Origin of the sequence: Mesorhizobium jarvisii, assembly GCF_003601985.1 — a bacterium.
GTDB lineage: Bacteria > Pseudomonadota > Alphaproteobacteria > Rhizobiales > Rhizobiaceae > Mesorhizobium > Mesorhizobium jarvisii.
Genome location: NZ_QZXA01000007.1, coordinates 263035 through 281771 on the forward strand (window position 1 = coordinate 263035; position 18737 = coordinate 281771).

Annotated in this window: 18 protein-coding genes; 10 read left to right on the forward strand and 8 right to left on the reverse strand. The window is 60.5% G+C overall.

Going from position 1 to position 18737, the window contains the following annotated elements; all coding sequences use genetic code 11:
• Positions 1-47: 47 nt before the first annotated feature.
• On the reverse strand, positions 48-653 hold the full coding sequence (locus D3242_RS19535) for a hypothetical protein (protein WP_064984946.1): 606 nt from the start codon (positions 651-653) through the stop codon (positions 48-50).
• 19 nt (positions 654-672) lie between these two features.
• On the reverse strand, positions 673-1323 hold the full coding sequence (locus tag D3242_RS19540; RefSeq protein WP_223217755.1) for a TetR/AcrR family transcriptional regulator: 651 nt from the start codon (positions 1321-1323) through the stop codon (positions 673-675).
• 112 nt (positions 1324-1435) lie between these two features.
• Between D3242_RS19540 and D3242_RS19545 the strand changes: the two genes are divergently transcribed.
• From D3242_RS19545 to galE, 5 genes are all read left to right on the forward strand, one after another.
• Entirely contained in the window at positions 1436-1906 is a 471-nt protein-coding gene (locus D3242_RS19545; RefSeq protein WP_064984947.1) for a carboxymuconolactone decarboxylase family protein, read from the forward strand.
• Between the two features lie 106 nt (positions 1907-2012).
• Positions 2013-2186, forward strand: a complete 174-nt coding sequence (locus tag D3242_RS33575) for a hypothetical protein (protein WP_019857289.1) — start codon at positions 2013-2015, stop codon at positions 2184-2186.
• 33 nt (positions 2187-2219) lie between these two features.
• Positions 2220-2447 carry a hypothetical protein gene (locus D3242_RS33320; RefSeq protein ID WP_147377469.1) on the forward strand — a complete coding sequence of 76 codons (228 nt, stop codon included), beginning with the start codon at positions 2220-2222 and terminating at the stop codon, positions 2445-2447.
• A 527-nt stretch (positions 2448-2974) separates the two neighbouring features.
• Complete coding sequence (locus tag D3242_RS19550; RefSeq protein ID WP_038645758.1) at positions 2975-4015, forward strand: UDP-glucuronic acid decarboxylase family protein; 1041 nt, start codon at positions 2975-2977, stop codon at positions 4013-4015.
• The gene (gene galE, locus D3242_RS19555) at positions 4012-5043 is read left to right on the forward strand and encodes a UDP-glucose 4-epimerase GalE (RefSeq protein WP_064984949.1); all 1032 of its coding nucleotides are present in this window, start codon (positions 4012-4014) and stop codon (positions 5041-5043) included. Before D3242_RS19550 ends, galE begins: the two co-directional genes overlap by 4 nt.
• A gap of 1 nt (position 5044) precedes the next feature.
• Here galE and D3242_RS19560 read toward each other — a convergent pair whose 3' ends face one another.
• The 4 genes from D3242_RS19560 to D3242_RS19575 all read right to left on the reverse strand — a co-directional run bounded on the left by D3242_RS19560 (position 5045) and on the right by D3242_RS19575 (position 9444).
• A complete protein-coding gene (locus D3242_RS19560; RefSeq protein WP_064984951.1) occupies positions 5045-5458 on the reverse strand; it encodes a hypothetical protein in 414 nt (137 codons plus the stop codon).
• A 420-nt stretch (positions 5459-5878) separates the two neighbouring features.
• Positions 5879-6478: a DUF995 domain-containing protein gene (locus tag D3242_RS19565; RefSeq protein ID WP_081296145.1), complete on the reverse strand. Its 600-nt coding sequence runs from the start codon at positions 6476-6478 to the stop codon at positions 5879-5881.
• A 377-nt stretch (positions 6479-6855) separates the two neighbouring features.
• Positions 6856-7266 (reverse strand): hypothetical protein, encoded by a 411-nt coding sequence (locus D3242_RS19570; protein ID WP_223217757.1) that lies wholly within the window; start codon positions 7264-7266, stop codon positions 6856-6858.
• 303 nt (positions 7267-7569) lie between these two features.
• Positions 7570-9444, reverse strand: a complete 1875-nt coding sequence (locus D3242_RS19575; protein ID WP_064984953.1) for a glycosyltransferase family 2 protein — start codon at positions 9442-9444, stop codon at positions 7570-7572.
• A 620-nt stretch (positions 9445-10064) separates the two neighbouring features.
• On the opposite strand from D3242_RS19575, the gene D3242_RS19580 reads away from it, so the two are divergent.
• Together D3242_RS19580 and D3242_RS19585 are read left to right on the forward strand one after the other, a co-directional pair.
• On the forward strand, positions 10065-10988 hold the full coding sequence (locus D3242_RS19580) for a glycoside hydrolase family 26 protein (protein ID WP_064985093.1): 924 nt from the start codon (positions 10065-10067) through the stop codon (positions 10986-10988).
• Positions 10989-11054: 66 nt separating this feature from the next.
• Positions 11055-11573: a DUF995 domain-containing protein gene (locus D3242_RS19585; protein ID WP_064984954.1), complete on the forward strand. Its 519-nt coding sequence runs from the start codon at positions 11055-11057 to the stop codon at positions 11571-11573.
• A gap of 78 nt (positions 11574-11651) precedes the next feature.
• On the opposite strand, the gene D3242_RS19590 is transcribed toward D3242_RS19585, so the two are convergent.
• Both D3242_RS19590 and D3242_RS19595 read right to left on the reverse strand, forming a co-directional pair.
• Positions 11652-12101: a DNA polymerase III subunit chi gene (locus tag D3242_RS19590; RefSeq protein ID WP_019857282.1), complete on the reverse strand. Its 450-nt coding sequence runs from the start codon at positions 12099-12101 to the stop codon at positions 11652-11654.
• 9 nt (positions 12102-12110) lie between these two features.
• Positions 12111-13622, reverse strand: a complete 1512-nt coding sequence (locus D3242_RS19595; protein WP_064985095.1) for a leucyl aminopeptidase — start codon at positions 13620-13622, stop codon at positions 12111-12113.
• 355 nt (positions 13623-13977) lie between these two features.
• On the opposite strand from D3242_RS19595, the gene lptF reads away from it, so the two are divergent.
• Genes lptF through D3242_RS19610 form a run of 3 tightly spaced genes read left to right on the forward strand, consistent with a single transcriptional unit; the run spans position 13978 to position 18688 of the window.
• Positions 13978-15180, forward strand: a complete 1203-nt coding sequence (lptF, locus tag D3242_RS19600) for an LPS export ABC transporter permease LptF (protein WP_064984956.1) — start codon at positions 13978-13980, stop codon at positions 15178-15180.
• Complete coding sequence (gene lptG / locus D3242_RS19605) at positions 15177-16262, forward strand: LPS export ABC transporter permease LptG (protein ID WP_027046677.1); 1086 nt, start codon at positions 15177-15179, stop codon at positions 16260-16262. The genes lptF and lptG overlap by 4 nt, the downstream gene beginning before the upstream one ends.
• A complete protein-coding gene (locus D3242_RS19610) occupies positions 16262-18688 on the forward strand; it encodes an LPS-assembly protein LptD (RefSeq protein ID WP_064984958.1) in 2427 nt (808 codons plus the stop codon). Before lptG ends, D3242_RS19610 begins: the two co-directional genes overlap by 1 nt.
• Positions 18689-18737: the final 49 nt, after the last annotated feature.

The window sequence follows — 18737 nt, forward strand, 5'->3', positions numbered from 1 at the left end:
CGCATGTCGTTGCCCCAAAACCGCTGCACATTTTTGGGCGACATGCGTCAACCCCTGCCCCAGCGCGGTGGCGGCGGCTGCGAGTTCGGATTGTCCGGCCGGCCGCCACCCGAACGCCGGGACAGCAGGAAACCGATCAAGCCGACCGCCATCAGGGCGAAGCCGATCGGCCGCGCACGCCCGTCGGTTTCGCCGACACCGGAGCGCAAGATGAGATCGACCGCTCGCATCGGGATGTCCTCGGCGTCGCCCGGACCGACAGTGAAGACATAGGGACCGGAATTGACGCTTGCGATGACGCCTGCGTCGTCGCGAAAGATCTTGTCGGGCAGCTGCGGGCTGGCCTGGCGCGGATTGTCGACATGGTTGAACTGCAACGTCGAGGCAAGCACCGTGCGGCCATTGGTGGCGGCGGTCAGCGTCAACACAGTGCGCTCCTGCGAGACGATGCGTTCGGCCCTCGCGGTGAGGTCGACCAGGACGCGGACCGGGGCGTCGCGGCTTGAGAGCGACACGGTCAACGGCTTGAAGCGGCCTTGCTCATAGACCCGCCAGGTGCCGATCTCGCGGCCGGAAAAATTGGTCATCGCCCAGGGATAGATGAAGCCGATGCCGGTGCCGGCAAGCAGGATCAGGACAAACAGAAAGCGCATTCAGACACTCACCTCGTATTCACACCTTGCCGGACAACTGGCCGGCGCCGACACCGTCGCGCAGGCGTTCCATCTCGTCCAGCAGCATGTCGAGGCCAAGCTCGAATGTCTTGTCGAATTCGGCGGTACCGAAAAAGCGCCCGGCGGCCATGACGTTGGGAAAATCCCGGGCCAGTTGCTCGTCGCTGACCGTGTTTACCGCTGACGGACCTTTGGCATAGCCCGCATTCTCATCCAGCACGGCACCCATCAGATAGTAGCCGACGGCGCGAAACAGCCGCGCGCTGAGTTCAGTGTCGAAACCGCCATCCCTGAACAGGCTCAGAATGCCGTTCAGCCAGGCAAGGCAGATCGGCGAGTTCATCCGGTAAGTGACAAAGAAGGTGGCATAAGCGGGATGGTCGCGGCCGATACGGCGAAAATCCTCGATGGCGATGCGCATTCTTTGCCGCCACGGAAGGCCGGCGTCGGGCATTTCAAGAGCACCGACCAGCCGGTCGACCAGCGCTTCGTGCAAATGCGCCACCGAAGGAAAATGGTGGTAGATGCTCATCGCCTCGCAGCCGAGCGCCGCCGCCAGCTTGCGCATCGAAAAGCCGGCGAGTCCCTCCTTCTCGATCACCTCGAAGGCCGCGTCCTCGATCATTTCGCGCGACAGGCGCCCGCGCATTCGCTTTTTTTTGATTGATGTGTCCATTGCGCCGCTTGACAACTTACACTGTAAGGTTCATTTTCCACATCACCTTACATCGTAAGGCTAACAAAGACCAGAGGAGAATGTCATGTCTAATTATCGCATTCTTTCATCCGTGCTTTCGTCGATACACCACGGTTGCCTGCTCGCCGCCACCGGCTGTGCGCTGGCCCTGGTCGCGGCACCTGCCTATGCCGACGACTATGATGCAACGCTAAAGGATATCCAGTCGACCATGGGCGGCGTACCGAGTTTTGTGAAGCAGTTTCCGAAGGCCGGTCTGCCCGGCGCCTGGGCCGAGGTCAAGGCCATCGAGCTCAGCGACAAGACGGCACTGCCGCCAAAGGTCAAGTCGCTGATCTCGCTTGCAGTGGCGGCGCAGATTCCGTGCAACTATTGCATCTGGTCGGATACGCAGGACGCCAAGCGCGCCGGCGCCACCGACGAGGAGATTCAGGAAGCCGTGGCGATGGCCGCGCTGACCCGCCATTGGAGCACCATCTTCAACGGCATGCAGGTCGATTTCGACACATTCAAGAAGGAGATGGGCGGGCAGTAGGCTATTCGGCCTGGAAGCGGTCGACCGCTTCCAGGTCGATCCATGCCCAACCGACAAAAGGACAATGCGACCGTTTTGTCGCGCCCCGCCAGGGGATGGCCCGCGGATGCGGACCATCCCCTGGCTCAGGCATTTTACGACCGGTTTTGCCGAGGTGCCGCTGCTTGCATACGCGATCGCGCAATGGACGGCGCTCTCTACCTATGCGCTCAATGCCATTGTGGAAATCATCGATGTTTCGGCATCGAATGGACGCTGGCGCCTTTCCCGACCAAAATGACCGTTGATCCCGGCCATGCGAATGAGAGGCCTTATGCACAAAGCCTTTGAGCAGTTCTATGGAACAAAATCGCGGTCCAAATCCGCCGTGATGCAGCGGTTTTCCATTCAGTTTTTGGCTCTCGGCTTTCTCTTGGCTATAAATGGCTGCGATGCCTCCGATTTTCGTAGAGAAATACTGGCAAAGTATTCACATCCCGACGTTTATGTTTGTAGCCCAAGCGGCTTTGGCCAGCAGTCTCATTGTGAACTGAAAATTTGACATCTGCGGGGATCGCCCAGGTCTGTTCTTCATGTAAGTATATTTCCTCGGACGCAGACCGATACGCGCGATGGAGTGGCGGCGTCGGCATTCTCAGCCCCGGCATTGTATCAGCCGCCAATCCAAACCATTGACTTGCAACGAGTATCTCCCCGAGCGCTTACGGTCCGACGTTGCGAAGCCGAGCCCAGCTGAGGGTTAACCATCCGCAAAACGTTATAGTTAAGAAAATACTAATTTAGTTGACTATGGTCTCCGCAGGTATATTTTTGATGCGTTGGGATGTGCAATTTGGGCGAGCAATCGACGATGATGGCACTGTACGTGTGATCGCGATTTTGGGGCGTGGAGACGGGTGAGCGGCAGCACTTAACGCGTGCGGCGCCGACTTGGCGAGCCCAGAGGACAATTAGCGCACATCAATGAACAGCGAATCCGCTGATGCGGAGGGTTTGTCACGTTCTGAAGGCGTCGCCGGGCTGTCGTCCCGGCGCGGCGATAGCGTGCGGGTTGCGTAGGGGAAAAGCATGAGCAAGGTCTTCAAGGTTCTGAAGCTGGGATCCGGGATCGGTCAAAGGGAGCCGCACCAAAAACGACGTCGCGCCCTGGTTGCCGGGGGCGCAGGCTTCCTGGGGTCGCATCTGTGTGAACGCCTGTTGCGGGACGGATATGACGTCGTCGCGCTGGATAATTTCCACACCGGCAAGAGATACAATCTCAACACCTTTCTGCGCGATCCCAGATTCACCTGCATCGAGCACGACATCGTCGATCCGCTGCCGGCCGGCCTTGAGGTCGACGAGATCTACAATCTCGCCTGCCCGGCCTCTCCGCCGCACTACCAGGCTGATCCGATCCATACGTTCAAGACAAGCGTGCTCGGTTCTCTGAACCTTCTGGAACTCGCGCGCCGGAGTAATGCCAAGATATTCCAGGCCTCGACTTCGGAGGTATATGGCGACCCGTTCGTGCACCCACAGCCCGAGAGCTATTTCGGCAACGTCAACACGCATGGACCACGGTCCTGCTATGATGAAGGCAAGCGTTCGGCCGAAACCCTGTTCTTCGACTATTCGAGGACATATGGGCTCGACATCCGCGTTGCCCGCATTTTCAACACTTACGGCCGCCGCATGCAGCCCGATGACGGGCGCGTGGTCTCGAACTTCATCGTCCAGGCGTTGCGCGGCGAAGACCTGACCGTCTATGGCAGCGGCCTGCAAACCCGCTCCTTCTGCTACGCCGACGATCTCATCGAGGGTTTCATCCGGCTGATGAATGCGCCGCATGCGCCCGCCCATCCGGTCAATCTCGGCAACCCCGGTGAATTCACCATCATGGAACTCGCGACGCTGGTCGTCGGCTACACCAACTCCAGATCGAAGATCGTGCACCGACCGCTGCCGATCGACGATCCAAGGCAGCGCAAACCGGATATTTCCTTCGCCAGGGACAATCTCGGTTGGGAGCCGAGGATCAACCTGGCCCAGGGGCTCGCCCATACCGTCGACTATTTCGACACCCTGCTCTACGGCAGCCGGATGATCACCGGGGCCGCGGCTTCATGAGCCGACCGGCGATCCTGGTGACAGGTGGGGCGGGCTTCATCGGCAGTCACACCTGCAAGCTGCTGGCCGCCGCCGGCTATCTGCCCGTGGCTTTCGACAATCTTTGCCGCGGCAACCGGAAATCCGTCGCCTGGGGTCCGCTTGTCGTCGGCGATATCCGGGATCGGGATGCGTTGCGGGCGGCGATCGGGACGTACAGGCCGACATCGGTCATCCACTTCGCGGCGCTGGCCTATGTCGGGGAATCCGTTCAAGAGCCGGCCGACTATTATTCGACCAACGTGACCGGAACCATCGCCGTGCTCGACGCGGCACGCGCGCACGCCATCGACAACATCATCTTCTCCAGCAGTTGCGCTACCTACGGTGTGCCGGAGGCGCTGCCCGTTCGCGAGACCTCCTTGCAAAATCCAATCAGCCCTTACGGGCGCACCAAGCTGATGGGAGAGCAGATCATCGGCGACTATGCGTCCACCTATGGGATGAAATTCGCGATCCTGCGCTATTTCAACGCCTGCGGCGCCGATCCCGACGGCGAGCTCGGCGAGTGGCATTCACCCGAAACGCATCTGGTTCCCAGGGTGCTGATGGCGGCGTCCGGCATCATCGACGAGATCGAGGTCTTCGGCACGGACTATGACACACCGGACGGAACCTGCGTGCGCGACTATATCCACGTCAGCGACCTGGCCAGTGCCCATCTGAAAGCGCTCCAGCACCTCGAGGGCGGCGGACAAAGCCTGGCGGTCAACCTTGGCACAGGGCGCGGCGTATCCATCAGGGAGATTATACAGGCGGTCGGCCGGATAACCTCAAGACCGGTTCCGGCCGTCTTCAAAAACCGGCGCCCGGGAGATCCGGCAGAGCTCTATGCCGATCCGGGCAAGGCGCGCGCGCATCTTGGCTTTATGCCGCAGCTTTCCGACATCGACACGATCGTCAGGACGGCGGCCCCGTTCTTCGGATTGCGGACAAAACCGGCGGACCTGCCGCCAAGCAAGGCGGCAGCATCCCTCGCTGCTGGCTAGATCAGAGATAGCGCGGGTGGCAACTGGCGCGCTGACCAAATCCGCTGGGGCTGCAGATATAGGGCGAATTGCCCGGAAACGACCCACCAATGACAGGGTTGTAAGCGATCTTCGCGGGTCCCGGCGTGCCGATTTTGATCGGCTGTGGTGATACGAAAGCGTAGTCAATTTCGGTCGACCCTGTCGTGCTCGTCATCAGAAGCTCAGGCTCGACTCTAAGCGAATGAACCGCGGTCATGGCGTAGAGCGGCAGGACCGCGGGTTTGCTGCGGACCGGATGAACCACAGGCTTGAAAGCGACCGCATCGGTTTTTGTCGCATCCAGGGCCTGGCAACCCGAGATCATCGCCACGGCCGCAACAATGCGTAGACTATATATGCCTGGACGAAATGCGCCCATTGTGGAATTGCTCATCACGTATCCCCTCTTATCAAGCCAAGGGCGAGGTGCGGCACTCTATGCTCTCGTTGCCTTCACGACGCTGAGTAGCCACCTGCCACTTAGGAATCACGCCGAATATTAGACAATGCTTATTAAACAAACCGTGCGATTGGGCGCAACCTCTCGCCGTTTTATAGGATTGAATGCAATTCATCGAAGAGTGCGCCAGCAACTCCGGTCGGACCCCACCCTCACCCTTCACGATAAGTGATTCGTAAGTTCCCGGACAGGCTCCCACCAGGCAGCCTGCCGTCGAACCAGAGACCGGTTTGACGGTCTGCCCAACCTGCCACAATGGGACGGAGCAGGATCGCGAAAATCGCCGTCCGCGACAAAACTTTCATTGCGGCCACGCCGCAAGGCATCACCGGCTCAGCATGGCTGAAACATGACCTAATTCTTGGAATCGATCAGCTTGCGGGTCTCTTCGAACTGCGCGCTCTTGGTGTCGCCCACTTCGAATTTCCGGTATTCATCGGAAAGGTCCTCGGGGGTTCGTTTGAAACTGTACCAGTCCCCGTCCGGATCCTTGCGCTGCTCAATGGCCCCGCCCCTGACGCGGTGGCTATAGCAGATCCGCTGCTGCTTGCCCTTGTAGCTCTTGGATCGCCAGGCGGCGTCCATGCACATCTTGCCGTCCTTCGTCACCAGCCACCTGCCCTCGGCGACAGAGGCTGAATCCTGCCCCGAAGTCCAGGCCCGGAAGGGGCGGCCGGTCTGTCCAAAATAGGCCGCTCCATCTTTCCACAGCCATGTGCGGTCGGTGTAGAGACGCTGCAGCTCGAAAGCCGTCGGCACGGTGGCGGCGGCTTCCGCGGGCTTGGCGTTCTTTTCGTTGGCCGCCTGAGCCGCTCCGGAAAGCGCCAACTGACCACAAACGACCAGCAGGGGCACAAGCCAGGCGTGTCTGGCAGACTGGCCGCCTTCCCGCTCACGACTTATGCAAGGCCAAGGCAATCCGGTCGAAACTGTCAGCGCAATCAGCAGTCGCATTTCGGTTTTTCGTACCCCGATCCAGCATAACGCCGACACGACCATGACCCAGAACGCCCCGCCCGGAGCGTTCCCTCCATCGACACAACGCTGGATTTCCCAGGTCGCGCGGTCAGCAGTTGGCTTGCGAGTATTAACAGTCGGGCAAAGACCGATGTCAATCTTTTGCGCCGTGGCGAGGTGGCCAAGGTCGAGGGATCGGCAAGCTCCGGTAAACCAGACCCGCCCGAGACTTCGACGTCAGGCCACGAGGGCCGATCGAAGACGCTTGTCGATTGGTATCGGCGCGAATGGAAATCCGGGCGCAGGAGGTGCTTGCGCGACCCGTGCCGCCTGACCTCTCACGCCCGGATTCCGGCCCCCCAACTCAACTCTTGTTAGCGCGCGCGGCAAGTCGCGCGCTGGCCAAATCCGCTTGGACCGCAGATCCAGGGCGAATGGCCCAGGAGCGGGCCGGCGCTGCCGAGCCTGTAGGAAACCTTCACCGGCGCCGGCGTGACGATCCTGGCCGGCTGCGGTCGGACGAAGGCGGCGTAGGCCGTTTCAGTCGTGCGCGTCACACTGGTCATCTGCATGAGGCGCTTGTGGTGGAACACGCGAACCTGCTTCTTGCCGACGGTGTGAATTTTCTTGGCGGATGCATGCACCATGGGCGTGCCGGCGAGTGAGCCGGTCGTGGTCGCGTCCATGCTCTGGCAACCGGAAACGATCGAGATCAGTGCAATGGCGGCTATAGACCAGGCATTTTTTCTGCCCTTGGCAGCCAAATCCCTCATCAACTTGTTCATCACCTATCCCCTGCCGAGAAATGCAAGTCGATTGGACGCGGAGATATTTTTCTTTGGTGTCTTCCACGCCGCGTGAACAGCCAACCACCATTCACATCATGTTCGAATATTAGAGGATACTTATTAAAATTCGCGCAAACAGCATGGTCAGTGCCGCCTTTCAGCGCTCGATCGGATATTATTAAAATTTGATCTTATTTGCTCGTGCCTGAAGCCGCATCATGTCACCGGCCGGCAATCGAAGCCATCCATCAAGGTGAATGTAGTGCAGGAGAACTCTTTGCGCGCGGATGAAGCTGGGCGTCAGCGCCGCGTTTCCCAACCCGGATCGAAGTAGAAATTGCGGGTGCCGATGTTGCCCTGGCCGGCGCCGGAAACCACATAGGCGATGCGGACGATGCGGAAGCCGCCCGCTCCCTGCTGCAGCCCGTAGACGCCTTCCATGCCCCGATCGTAAAAACCCGCGGTCGGCACGGCAAGCGCCAGCATCGCCAGCGATGCCTGAAAGGCGAGTTTCGCGGCATTCGCGCGCAGCGGGATCCTGTTCTCGATGACATGCCTCACGACGATGACCAACACCAGAAGCCCGTAGAGGAAGGCGTTGAGGGCAGCGAACCAGTAGAAGCCGGTGGCGTCGAAGGGGTGGTCGACGAGCAGGACAGGCAGCGCCGCACCGACCGCCAGCACCACATAGGGAACGAAGGCGCGCAACGGAATCAGGCTCTTTGGGCCACTGCCCTTTGGCGTGACGCGGAAATCCACGAACGACTTGGTCAGATAGTCGCGCAGCGACGACACCGTGCCGGCCAGCACCCACGGCCAGCGCGCGAAGAAAAGGAACAGCGTGCCTTCCCAACTGATCGTCTTGGCCGTCATCGGTCGCGAGAGGCCGAATGCCTTCAGCATCATGACCAGGCCAACCAGGGCGCCGGCGTTGGGCAGGTAGTAGAAGAGGAAGTCGGCATACATGACATTGGCAAAGTTGCGCCCGGTGACCAGCGCATACATTGGCATTGCATACATCAGCAGCGCAAAGACCGCGAACAGCGGATACCAGAGCTGGCAGAACAGAAACTGGAACCGCAGTCTCGGCGACAGCTTGGGAAAGTATGTGGGCGAATATTCGAGCAGGATCGTCATTAGGCTGCGCGACCACTGGAATTCCTGAGTGACAAGATCGGCAAAGGTTTGCGGGCCGTCGCCATGGGCAATAGCGTCCATCGCATGCACGCCGCGCCATCCGGCCGCGTTGATCAGCATCGAGGTCGAATGGTCCTCCGCCAGTTCCGGGCCGAGACCGCCCGCCTGCTTCAGTGCCTTGGTCCGCACCGCATAGTGTGAGCCGATGCAGAGCGGCGCCCCGCCGCCGGTATGGCCGGATTGCAAGGGGCCGTGGAACATCCCTTCCGGAAACAGCCGGCCGCGCGCCGACCAGCTTTCGGCGGCATTGTTGTCGCAGATGCTCGGCGCCGAGACATAGCCGACCGCGGGATCGGCGAAGGGATAAAGGATTTCCCTGAGATAGGTCGGCGTCGGCACATGGTCGGCGTCCATCTGCGCGACGAAATCGTAACGCTCATAACCATAGTGGTCATAGAAGAAGGCCAGGTTGCCTTCCTTGCAGCGGGTGCGGCGCGGCCATGTCTTGCGGTGGTAGTCTTCCCTGCCGCGCCGCGTCGATATCAGCACGCCGCGGGCATCGCACCAGCGGACCGTCTCCTCGGAAGGATCCTCGTCGGCCAGCCAGGTGTCATGCGGATAATCCTGCGCGAGCATTGCTTCCAGCGTGCGCGCGACCACGGCGAAGGGTTCGGATGGAGCCTTGGTCACCACCATGGCGACTCGCGAACTCTTTGGGACGCTGTAAAGCTTTGAAGGTTTCCGTGACGCGTGCACGTTGAGCAGGAAGTACATCGGCATCAAGGTCAGCCAGGCCAGCACGAGTGTGGCGAAGGTGAACGATCCGATGTGTTCGATATGTTCCGGCTTCAGCCACCAGGCCCAGAAAAAACCGAGGGTGGCGAACCAGAAAGCCAGGCCTGTCCGCAGGATCCATTGCTGGATTGGAGAGAGTACGGGCGCGAGAAAAGGAGCCTTCTCAGCCGAGACGGCCGGAATTGACCCGGGCCGCTTTGCCCGTCTGCCCGTACGGCTGACGATGCCTACGTCTAAACTCATGTCCCTACACGCCGCCACTTAGGGCTGCAGCCAACGACCGCTGCAAGGCCCTTAAATCCCCGCAGGCAGAATCGGCGGTCGCTCCGTTAGTGTCAACTAAATTAAATGCTGCTTAACCATTCTTCTTGAACGTTGGTTAACCTAACCCCTTGAACGGGAGCCCAAACTTTCGGCACGAGGCCAATGGCCGGCTCCGGAATAGACGTTCGGTGAAATTTTTCAGCGTTGGAAAATAGCTGATGGGGCCAAAGGCGCCCGGTGGGATTCCGGCAAGGTCGGCCCGTTAACCATGCCCAGCGAATCATGGTTAAGCAACCGTTAATTGTACTTGACTCTCTATGGCGACCGGCTCTTAAATTAGCCCGGGATGATATATCGGAATATGACGCGAATTTGTGAGTATCGCGGCGAACCTTTTCTCTTGAGCTCCTCGTGCCGGCGTCTTGAGAGATGATCTTCTTGGCGGGAATCCGTGCGCAGCACTCCCGCCAATCGTCGCTCCGAAATCCCGCAGATTCCGCCGATAAAGCCGATCGGATTTGGATGGTTGCGTCGATCACGTGTCGACGCGTGGGCGAGGCTTCGACTTCCGCAGGATGTCGAAGCCATGGGAGATTATCATGAAACATATCGCAGCAAGTGCGCTTGCAATCGCGTTGGCCTTGGGCGGCAGCGCCGCGTTGCCGACTTCGGCGGACGCCGGCTCGGCAGCCGCGACGGATCCCGTTCAGACGAGCAGCGCCGCTTCGGCGTTCGGATCCTATGACCCTTACGGCGACTTCAGCGCCGACAAGACCGCCAGCATCGAGGAGTTGTTCCTACCTTGGGAAGACGTCGATCTAACGACCCTTCCCTTGGCCGATGCCTATGCCCTTCAGCGAAACCGGTCGCTCTTGATCACCATCGAGCCTTGGACCTGGTCGAAGGATTGGCGCATCACCCCGAACGAACTGCGCGACGGCATATTGAGCGGCAGATATGACGCCAACATGCAGGCGATCTGCAACCTGGTGGGGGCCATGAAGAGCCCCGTCACCATTCGTTGGGCGCAGGAAATGGAAGACAAGAACGGCCGCTTCACCTGGGCCAACTGGGCTCCCAAGGATTGGATCGCCGCCTACAAGCGCGAGGTCGATCTCTGCCGCAAGGCTGCTCCGGCCGCCAAATACATGTGGTCACCCAAAGGTGAAGAGGGTCTGGAGAAGTACTACCCCGGCGACGACTATGTCGACGTCATCGGCCTGTCGGTATTCGGCCTGCAGAAAAAGGACAATGAGGAGGCCGGTCGTGACCGTACGTTCGCCGAGACGCTGAAGCCAGGATATGACCGCGTCGCGGGTTTCAACAAGCCGGTCGTGGTGGCGGAACTCGGTTATGTCGGCAAGCAGGAGTATGTCTCGCAGTGGGAGGCCGATTCCCGCAAATCCTATTCGGAGTTTCCGGCCCTGACCTCGGTGGTCTACTTCAACCAGAAGGAGGTGTGGCCATGGTTGGGTGGCTATGGGCTACCCGACTGGAGGGTTACTCAGCATGTCCTGCCCTAGGCGTACTCTGTCAGGGTCGAGTGCAACCGTAAAAACTGAGTGTACGTAAATTGTAGGGGTGGGGTCGTGAAACGAATATTGGGGAATTCCATTGGAACGGCACTTGCCTGTTCCATAGCCGTCCTGGCTTTCCAGCTTCCGGCAACAGCCAAGACGGCGTCGCAAGCCGCCGACCTGGCCATGAAGGCCGAGGTGGTGCCCGACGAGGGCATCTACCAGATGTACCAGAACCGTTCATGGCTCTGGGGTCGAAATGGTGCGGGCTATTTTGCCGTGCAGCGCCGTCAATTCAGCGCCTGGACTTCGGACAAGGGCAAGCTCGGTTACGGTGACGGGATCTGGTTCATCCCCGGAGGCGGCAAGCTTTGCTTCCGGGCAAAATGGCATGGCGCGGGAGGCGACTCCAACGCCCTCACCTGCTTCGAGCATCGTCAGGCCGGGAGGGTGATCTACCAGCGCAAATTACCGGATGGCGACTGGTACGTCTTCCGGAGTTCGCATCGCAACCTGGCGGACGAGTCCATGAAATTGAAACACGGCGACTACGTCAGCTGGAAACAGAAACGGATCAAGGCCCGCGACTAGAGCCTTATCATCCGCGGCACATCGCAGACCAAAGCGCATCGCGTTGATGCGCTTTGGGTCTTTCTTGCATGCATAGCGCTAGGCCTTGCGCTCCCAGCGGCGGTCCGATGTCTGCTGCCAGTAGGTCACGGCATGGCCCGCGTCCTTCATCGTCTTCCAATGCCCCCTCGCCGCCTCGACCTGGGCGGCGTCATGGCCATCGAACAGGAACACGGCACGCTCGTAGCCGGCAAGGTCGGACGGTACCGCGCCGTCGACCAGGAACCTTATCTTGGCTTCGTTGGGATTGCCGTCGCCGGTGGTCAACAGGATAGGCTGCTCGCCGGGATAAGCCTCGCGATCGGTCGCGTGCGCCAGGAAAGAATCATCGCGGAACGTCCATAGATGCTGGTCGAGCGCGTCGCGCCGTTCCTCGGTGCCGGTCTGCACCACGGCGCGCCAGCCACGATCGACGCTGCGCTCGAGCAGGCCTGGCAGCGCCTCCTCCAGGGTCGATTCGGTCAGATGGTAGAACAGCACGTCGGCCATGGATCGTGGTCAGCTCTCGTAGTGATCGCGCACCAGCCGGTCGAGCAGCCGGACGCCGAAGCCTGAGCCCCAGGACTGGTTGATCTCATTCGACGGCGAGCCCATGGCGGTGCCGGCAATGTCGAGATGCGCCCAGGGCGTGTCCTTGACGAAACGCTGCAGGAATTGCGCCGCTATGATGGCGCCGCCATAGCGGCCGCCAATGTTCTTCATATCGGCGTTCTTGGAATCGATCAGCTTGTCGTATTCGGCGCCGAGCGGCATGCGCCACAGCCGCTCCTGCGTCGCCTGCCCTGCCGCCGCAAGCCTGTCCGCCAATTCGTCATTGTTGGAGAACAGGCCGGCATAGTGGAGGCCGAGCGCGACCATGATGGCGCCGGTCAGCGTCGCCAGATTGACCATGAATTTCGGCTGGAAGCGGTCGTTGCAGTACCACAGCGCATCGGCCAGCACGAGACGCCCCTCGGCGTCGGTGTTGAGCACCTCGATGGTCTGGCCCGACATCGAGGTGACGATGTCGCCGGGACGCTGGGCATGGCCATCGACGGCGTTTTCGACCAGGCCGATAATGCCGACGACATTGGCCTTTGCCTTGCGCGCGGCCAGCGCATGCATGAGGCCGGTCACGGCGGCAGCGCCACCCATATCCCCCTTCATGTCCTCCATGCCCGAAGCCGGCTTCATCGAATTGCCGCCGGTGTCGAAAGTGACGCCCTTGCCGACGAAAGCGATCGGGCCGTCCTTGGGCTTGCCGCCGTTCCACTGCATGACGGCCATGCGCGCGCCGCGGGGCGAGCCTTGCGCGACGCCGAGCAGCGAGCCCATGCCGAGCTTCTTCATCTCCTTCTCGGTCAGGATCTCGACCTTGACGCCGAGCGTCTCGAGTTCCTTGGCGCGAGCCGCGAACTCGACCGGTCCCAGTATATTTGCCGGTTCGTTGACAAGGTCGCGCGCCAGAAGCACGCCGTCGATCACCGCCTCGGCATCGGCGAAGGCTTTCTTGGCGCCTGCCGGGTCGGCGGTGTGGATGGTTATCTTGGCCGGCTTCTTCGGATCAGCCTTTGTGTCATCCTTGTCCTTGCCGGTCTTGTATTTGTCGAAGGAATAGCTGCGCAGGAGGATGCCTGCCGCAAGGTTGGCGGCGTCCTTGCCATCAATCGAAGCGCCGGCAAGGTCGAGCACCACGGCGACGTCGGTTGCCTTGCGCAGCGACGCCGCAATGGTGCCACCAAGTTTCAGCCAGGCATATTCATCGAGCCCCGCCGCCTTGCCCGCGCCGATCGCGACCAACCTGTCGAGCGACGCTCCTTCCGGCGCCAGTATCTCGACGACGCCGGCGAACTTGCCGGTGAATTCGGCCACCGGGAAGGCCCGTTCCAGCGTCTTGCCAGGATCGTAAGCCCTGGCCGCATCGCTCAGGGCGCCGTCATCCGCCGACAGCACGAAGACCGTGCCCTTCCGGTTCGCCGCCGTCTGCGGCGCGGCGAATTTTGCAAAGGCGATCGATGGTCTCGGGTTCATCATGTCCTGCTTTCGGGGATGGCGTGCGAAGCGTTTGAAGCGATCCGCGACATTTGGTCGTTTTCCGGCATTTGGCAAGACTTTGCCAAAATGGCTACCCATATGACAGTTGGAATCGATGGCGATTCGTCGCGGCACGGCCCCGCTTCATGCCGCAACCTGTTGTTAACCATCGATGTTCGTCCTTTCTTATCCATTCCCTCCGACACTCCGATCCATTGCGGCACGCGACGTGGGACGGGAACCGGATCGCCTGCCTGATCGAGCCTATCGGAGCCAGTTGTGCGGGCGTCGCCGGGCAGCTACCCTTAGCGTGGTGGCATGATGCCGTTCGAGAAAATCGAGTAAAGCCTTCATGAAGGTCGTTGAACGCTACATCATGCGCCGCGCTTTCGTGGTCTTTCTGGCAGCGCTGGTCTGGACGCTGGCCATCGTGTGGACCACGCAGGTGCTGGCCAAGATCGACCTGGTTACCGACAGCGGCCAGTCGTCGCTGACCTTCTTCGAGGTCGCCGCGCTTATTCTTCCCTCGATCATTCCGATCGTCGTGCCTTTCGCGCTGGTGGTGGCGGTCGCACAGACACTCAGTGTCATGAATTCGGATTCCGAACTTGCCGTCGTCAACGCCGCCGGCGCATCGCGCTGGACGATCGTGCGGCCAATCATGCTTCTGGCCCTTGCGGCGAGCGTATTTTCCTTTGCGGTCGACAACGGCATCGACCCCTATGCGCGGCAGAAGAACCGCGCTTTGGTGGCGCAATCGCGCGCCGATCTATTGTCGCTGATCATCCAGGAGGGCACATTCCGCAAGATCGAGGATGGGCTGTTCCTGCAAATTGGCGAGCGGCTTCCGGACAATCGGCTGGGCGGCATCTTCGTCGCCGATTCGCGCGAAGAAGGTGTCAATCTCGTCTATTATGCCAAGACAGGCAGCGTCGTCGAACGCGGCGGCGAAAAGGTGCTGATGATGAATGACGGCGTCATCCACCGCAAAACGCTGACCGGCGACCTCAGCGTCATCCGGTTCACCTCCTATGCTTTCGACATGTCGGCCTTCATGGCGGCGGCCTCCGAGGTGACGCTGCTGCCGAAGGACCAGACCACCCAGTACCTGCTCAATCCCAACGTCAACGACAAGCTTTATCAGCAGGCCCCTCAGCAATACCGGGCCGAGATCGACCAACGATTTTCGGAATGGCTGTATTCCATGGTGTTCGCGCTGATCGCGCTGGCGGTCGCAGGGGACGCGCGCTCGCATCGCGAGGCTCGCGTCAATCCTTTGATCACGGCCATCACCATATCCCTCTTCGTGCGCTGGCTGGGTTTCTTTGCCGCAAGCAAGGCCGATGAAGTGCCGCAATATGCCTACATGGTCTATGGCGTGCCCATAGTGGCCTCCGCGGTGGCGATCTGGTTCATCGTCTCCAACCGGACCATGGAACTGCCGGTGGCCTGGGCGGACTGGATGACAAATCTGGCCAGCCGAGTCGGCGACAGCTGGAACGCCCTCAAACTGCGCTGGTCCAAGCGCGGCACCTCAGGTCAGGGGATCGGCTGATGGGCTGGACGCTGGGTCGTTATTTCTTTTTCCGTTACGTGACGATCACGATCTGGTTCTTCCTTGGCCTGCTGGCGCTGGTGTTCCTGATCGATTTCACCGAGCTGTCCGGCCGCACCACCGGTCTGCCCGGCTTCACCTACGGAACGGCGGTGGCCATTTCAGGCCTTCGCATGCCGATGATCATGCTGCAGACCGTGCCGTTTGTCGGCCTGTTCTCGGCGATGGCAACACTGGTTTCGCTCAACCGCCGCTACGAACTGGTCATCGCGCGGTCCGCCGGCGTTTCCGCCTGGCAATTCCTTTTGCCATGCTGCATCGGCGCGTTGCTGTTCGGCTTTGTGTCGGTCGGGCTCATCAACCCGCTTGCCGCGCATGCTTTCTCCTTGTCCGAACAGATCGAAACCCAGTTGCGCTCCGGCAAATCAAATACGGTTTCGGCCGACGCAGCCCCCTGGATTCGTCAGAAAACCAGCACCGGCGACACCATCATCGGCGCGCGGGCCATCCTCGACCAGGGCCTGGAGATGGCCGACGCTGTCTTTTTCGTCCTCGACCAGCAAGGCAACATCGTCGAGCGCAAGGACGCCGCGCGCGCTTACCTGCGGGACGGCTATTGGGAATTGCAGGATGTGAAGACCTTCAGGAACGGCACCATCCAGCCCGCGGCAAGCGATCGTGTGCCGACCAATCTGAAGCCTGAATTCGTGCAGGAGCGGCTGGCGCGCCCGGAGACCATCCCGTTCTACGACCTGCCCGGAAAAATCGAGGTTGCCCGTTCCTTCGGCCTCAAGGCAAATGCGTTTGCCATGCAGTTTGATTCGCTGGTGGCGTTGCCGTTCCTCCTCGTCGCCATGACGCTGATTGCGGCAACAGTTTCAATGCGATTTGCGAGGATGGGACAATCGGCAACGATGATTCTGGGTGGCGTCGTTGCCGGGTTTCTGCTTTATGTCGTTTCGGTGCTGGTGAAGGCATTCGGCGTGGCGGGGTTCGTGCCGACTGCCATAGCCGCCTCGGTGCCAGTCGTGGTAGCTATGTTCTTCGGGGTGACTTTCCTGCTATACAAGGAAGACGGCTAGTGAGGGAGGCGTTTTTGCCCAGCAGCAGGCAGGCCCATTTGGCGCGCCTTTATGCGGCGAGCGCCTTGGCGTGCCTGCTTGCCTGCGCCGTGCCGTTGCCTGCGTTCGCGCAGGAAGTCGGCAAGATGGCGACCAATGTTCCGTCCGGCTCGCAGATGCTGCTGGCGGCCGACACGCTGGTCTACAACAACGACAACCAGACGGTGACCGCCGTCGGTGGTGTGCAGATCGACTATGGCGGCAACCGCCTCGTCGCCCAGAAGGTCATATACGACCGCAACACCAAGCGGATGGTTGCCACCGGCAATGTTGAAATCGTCAACAGCGACGGCACCAAGATCAATTCGCAGCATATCGATATCACCGACGATTTCGCCGACGGTTTCGTCAATGCGCTGCGCGTCGAAACCATCGACAAGGCCTATTTCGCCGCTGAGAGCGCCGAGCGCATGGGCGGCGTGCTGACCACCTTCCACAATGGTGTCTACACCGCCTGCGAACCGTGCGAAGACAAGCCAGACAAGGCTCCGACCTGGCGCGTGAAAGCCAGGAAGATCATCTGGAATGGCGAGAAGAAGACGGTTCGCTTCGAGAATGCGAATTTCGAATTCTTCGGCTTTCCGCTGGCCTACCTGCCGGCTTTCGAGATCGCCGACCCGACGGTGAAGCGCAAGAGCGGCTTCCTGATCCCGAGCATCAGCTACAACAGCCATCTGGGATACAGCGTCAAGGTTCCCTACTATTTCGCGCTTTCGCCGACATATGACCTGACGGTGTCGGGAAGCGGCTATACCAAACAGGGTTTCCTCGGCGAGGCCGAGTGGCGCCAGCGCTTCAACAACGGCGAATACAGTTTGAAGATCGCCGGAATTCAGCAGCGCGATCCGGACGCCTTCCTTGATACCGCCGCTTTCCCGACCTCCGGTGGCCACAACGTCGATTCGGGAGCGGCGGGCGATCCGAACAAGTTCCGCGGCATGATGGGTACACAGGGGCAGTTCGCCATCAACGAACGCTGGAATTTCGGCTGGGACGTGCTGCTGCAGACCGATAAGAATTTCTCCAACACCTACAACATCGACAAATACAACGCCGCCGTCCACCAGTCGTCGGTTTATTTGACTGGTCTCAACGGGCGTAACTATTTTGACGTGCGCGCCATGCACTTCGATGTGCAGGAAGACACGCCGAACGACAATGCAGCCGCGCGAAGCGGCCAGCAGCCCTGGGTGCTGCCGTCGCTCGACTACGCGTATATTCCTGACGTGTCGGTCGCCGGCGGCCAACTGTCGCTCAATGTCAATACGCGAGTCATCCGCCGCGATGATCTGGATGACGGCTCGACTACGCCGACGGTGCGTGTGCCCGGCATCCAGGGCGAATCCGGCCGCCTCACCACCGAGGCCGAATGGAAGCGGACTTTCGTAACCGACGACGGGCTGGTGCTGACACCGCTGCTGGCGCTGCAAGGAGACGTCGACTACGTCAACGCGTCATCGGGTTCGCTCGCGGCCGTCAACCAGATGGCGACCAATCCGCTGATAAATGCCAACGACGATATGCGCTCGTCGTTCGCCCGCTACATGGCAACCGCCGGGCTCGAGATGCGTTGGCCGCTGCTGTTTTCCATGGCCAGCGGCTCCAGCCACGTCGTCGAGCCGATGGCGCAGCTGTTCCTGCGTCCGAACGAACAATATGTCGGCGGCCTCGCCATTCCGAATGAAGACGCCCAGAGCATGGTGTTCGACGCGACCACCCTGTTCGAGCGCGACAAATTCTCCGGTTATGACCGCATCGAAGGCGGCTCGCGCGCCAATGTCGGCTTCCGCTACTCGGGCTCCTATATCAACGGCTGGGGCACCAATGCGATTTTCGGCCAATCCTACCAGATCGGCGGCGAGAACTCCTTCGCTGCGCCGGATCTGGTCAATGTCGGCGCCTATTCGGGCCTTCAGGACACCAAGTCCGACTATGTCGGCCTGTTTGGCATCAGCAGCCCGAACGGGTTCGCGGCTTCCGTCAGCGGCCGCTTCGACGAACAGACTTTCGAGGTTCGCCGCGCCGAGGTGAAGGCAGCCTATTCAGGCCTGCCGGTGTCGCTCAGCGCCAAGTACGCTTTCATCCAGGCCCAGCCGCTCTACGGTTTCACGACCGACAGACATGAGGTGACACTCGGTGCGTCCACGCATCTTGCCGAAAACTGGCGCGTGTTCGGGACGGGAACCTATGATCTGCAGCAAAGCCTGCTGGTCAAGGACGGGGTCGGTTTCGCCTACAACGATTCCTGCTTCACCTATCTGATGACGTACTCGCAGTCGCGCGACCTGAATACCAGGGAAGTGACGCAGAGCATCGGCTTCAACCTGTCGTTCCGCACCCTTGGCGACTTCGGCTCGTCGACCAGCGCTATCGACACCATCCAGTAGCCGGCGAGACATCGTTTCGCCGCATAGGGCTGGCACGGATTCGCGCACC

Excerpts from the sequence above, each read along its gene's own strand:
- D3242_RS19535 (WP_064984946.1), bottom strand. The coding sequence starts at position 653 with ATGCGCTTTCTGTTTGTCCTGATCCTGCTTGCCGGCACCGGCATCGGC.
- D3242_RS19540 (WP_223217755.1), bottom strand. The coding sequence starts at position 1,323 with ATGCGCGGGCGCCTGTCGCGCGAAATGATCGAGGACGCGGCCTTCGAG.
- D3242_RS19545 (WP_064984947.1), top strand. The coding sequence starts at position 1,436 with ATGTCTAATTATCGCATTCTTTCATCCGTGCTTTCGTCGATACACCAC.
- D3242_RS33575 (WP_019857289.1), top strand. The coding sequence starts at position 2,013 with ATGCGGACCATCCCCTGGCTCAGGCATTTTACGACCGGTTTTGCCGAG.
- D3242_RS33320 (WP_147377469.1), top strand. The coding sequence starts at position 2,220 with ATGCACAAAGCCTTTGAGCAGTTCTATGGAACAAAATCGCGGTCCAAA.
- D3242_RS19550 (WP_038645758.1), top strand. The coding sequence starts at position 2,975 with ATGAGCAAGGTCTTCAAGGTTCTGAAGCTGGGATCCGGGATCGGTCAA.
- galE (WP_064984949.1), top strand. The coding sequence starts at position 4,012 with ATGAGCCGACCGGCGATCCTGGTGACAGGTGGGGCGGGCTTCATCGGC.
- D3242_RS19560 (WP_064984951.1), bottom strand. The coding sequence starts at position 5,458 with ATGAGCAATTCCACAATGGGCGCATTTCGTCCAGGCATATATAGTCTA.
- D3242_RS19565 (WP_081296145.1), bottom strand. The coding sequence starts at position 6,478 with ATGCGACTGCTGATTGCGCTGACAGTTTCGACCGGATTGCCTTGGCCT.
- D3242_RS19570 (WP_223217757.1), bottom strand. The coding sequence starts at position 7,266 with ATGAACAAGTTGATGAGGGATTTGGCTGCCAAGGGCAGAAAAAATGCC.
- D3242_RS19575 (WP_064984953.1), bottom strand. The coding sequence starts at position 9,444 with ATGAGTTTAGACGTAGGCATCGTCAGCCGTACGGGCAGACGGGCAAAG.
- D3242_RS19580 (WP_064985093.1), top strand. The coding sequence starts at position 10,065 with ATGAAACATATCGCAGCAAGTGCGCTTGCAATCGCGTTGGCCTTGGGC.
- D3242_RS19590 (WP_019857282.1), bottom strand. The coding sequence starts at position 12,101 with ATGGCCGACGTGCTGTTCTACCATCTGACCGAATCGACCCTGGAGGAG.
- D3242_RS19595 (WP_064985095.1), bottom strand. The coding sequence starts at position 13,622 with ATGAACCCGAGACCATCGATCGCCTTTGCAAAATTCGCCGCGCCGCAG.
- lptF (WP_064984956.1), top strand. The coding sequence starts at position 13,978 with ATGAAGGTCGTTGAACGCTACATCATGCGCCGCGCTTTCGTGGTCTTT.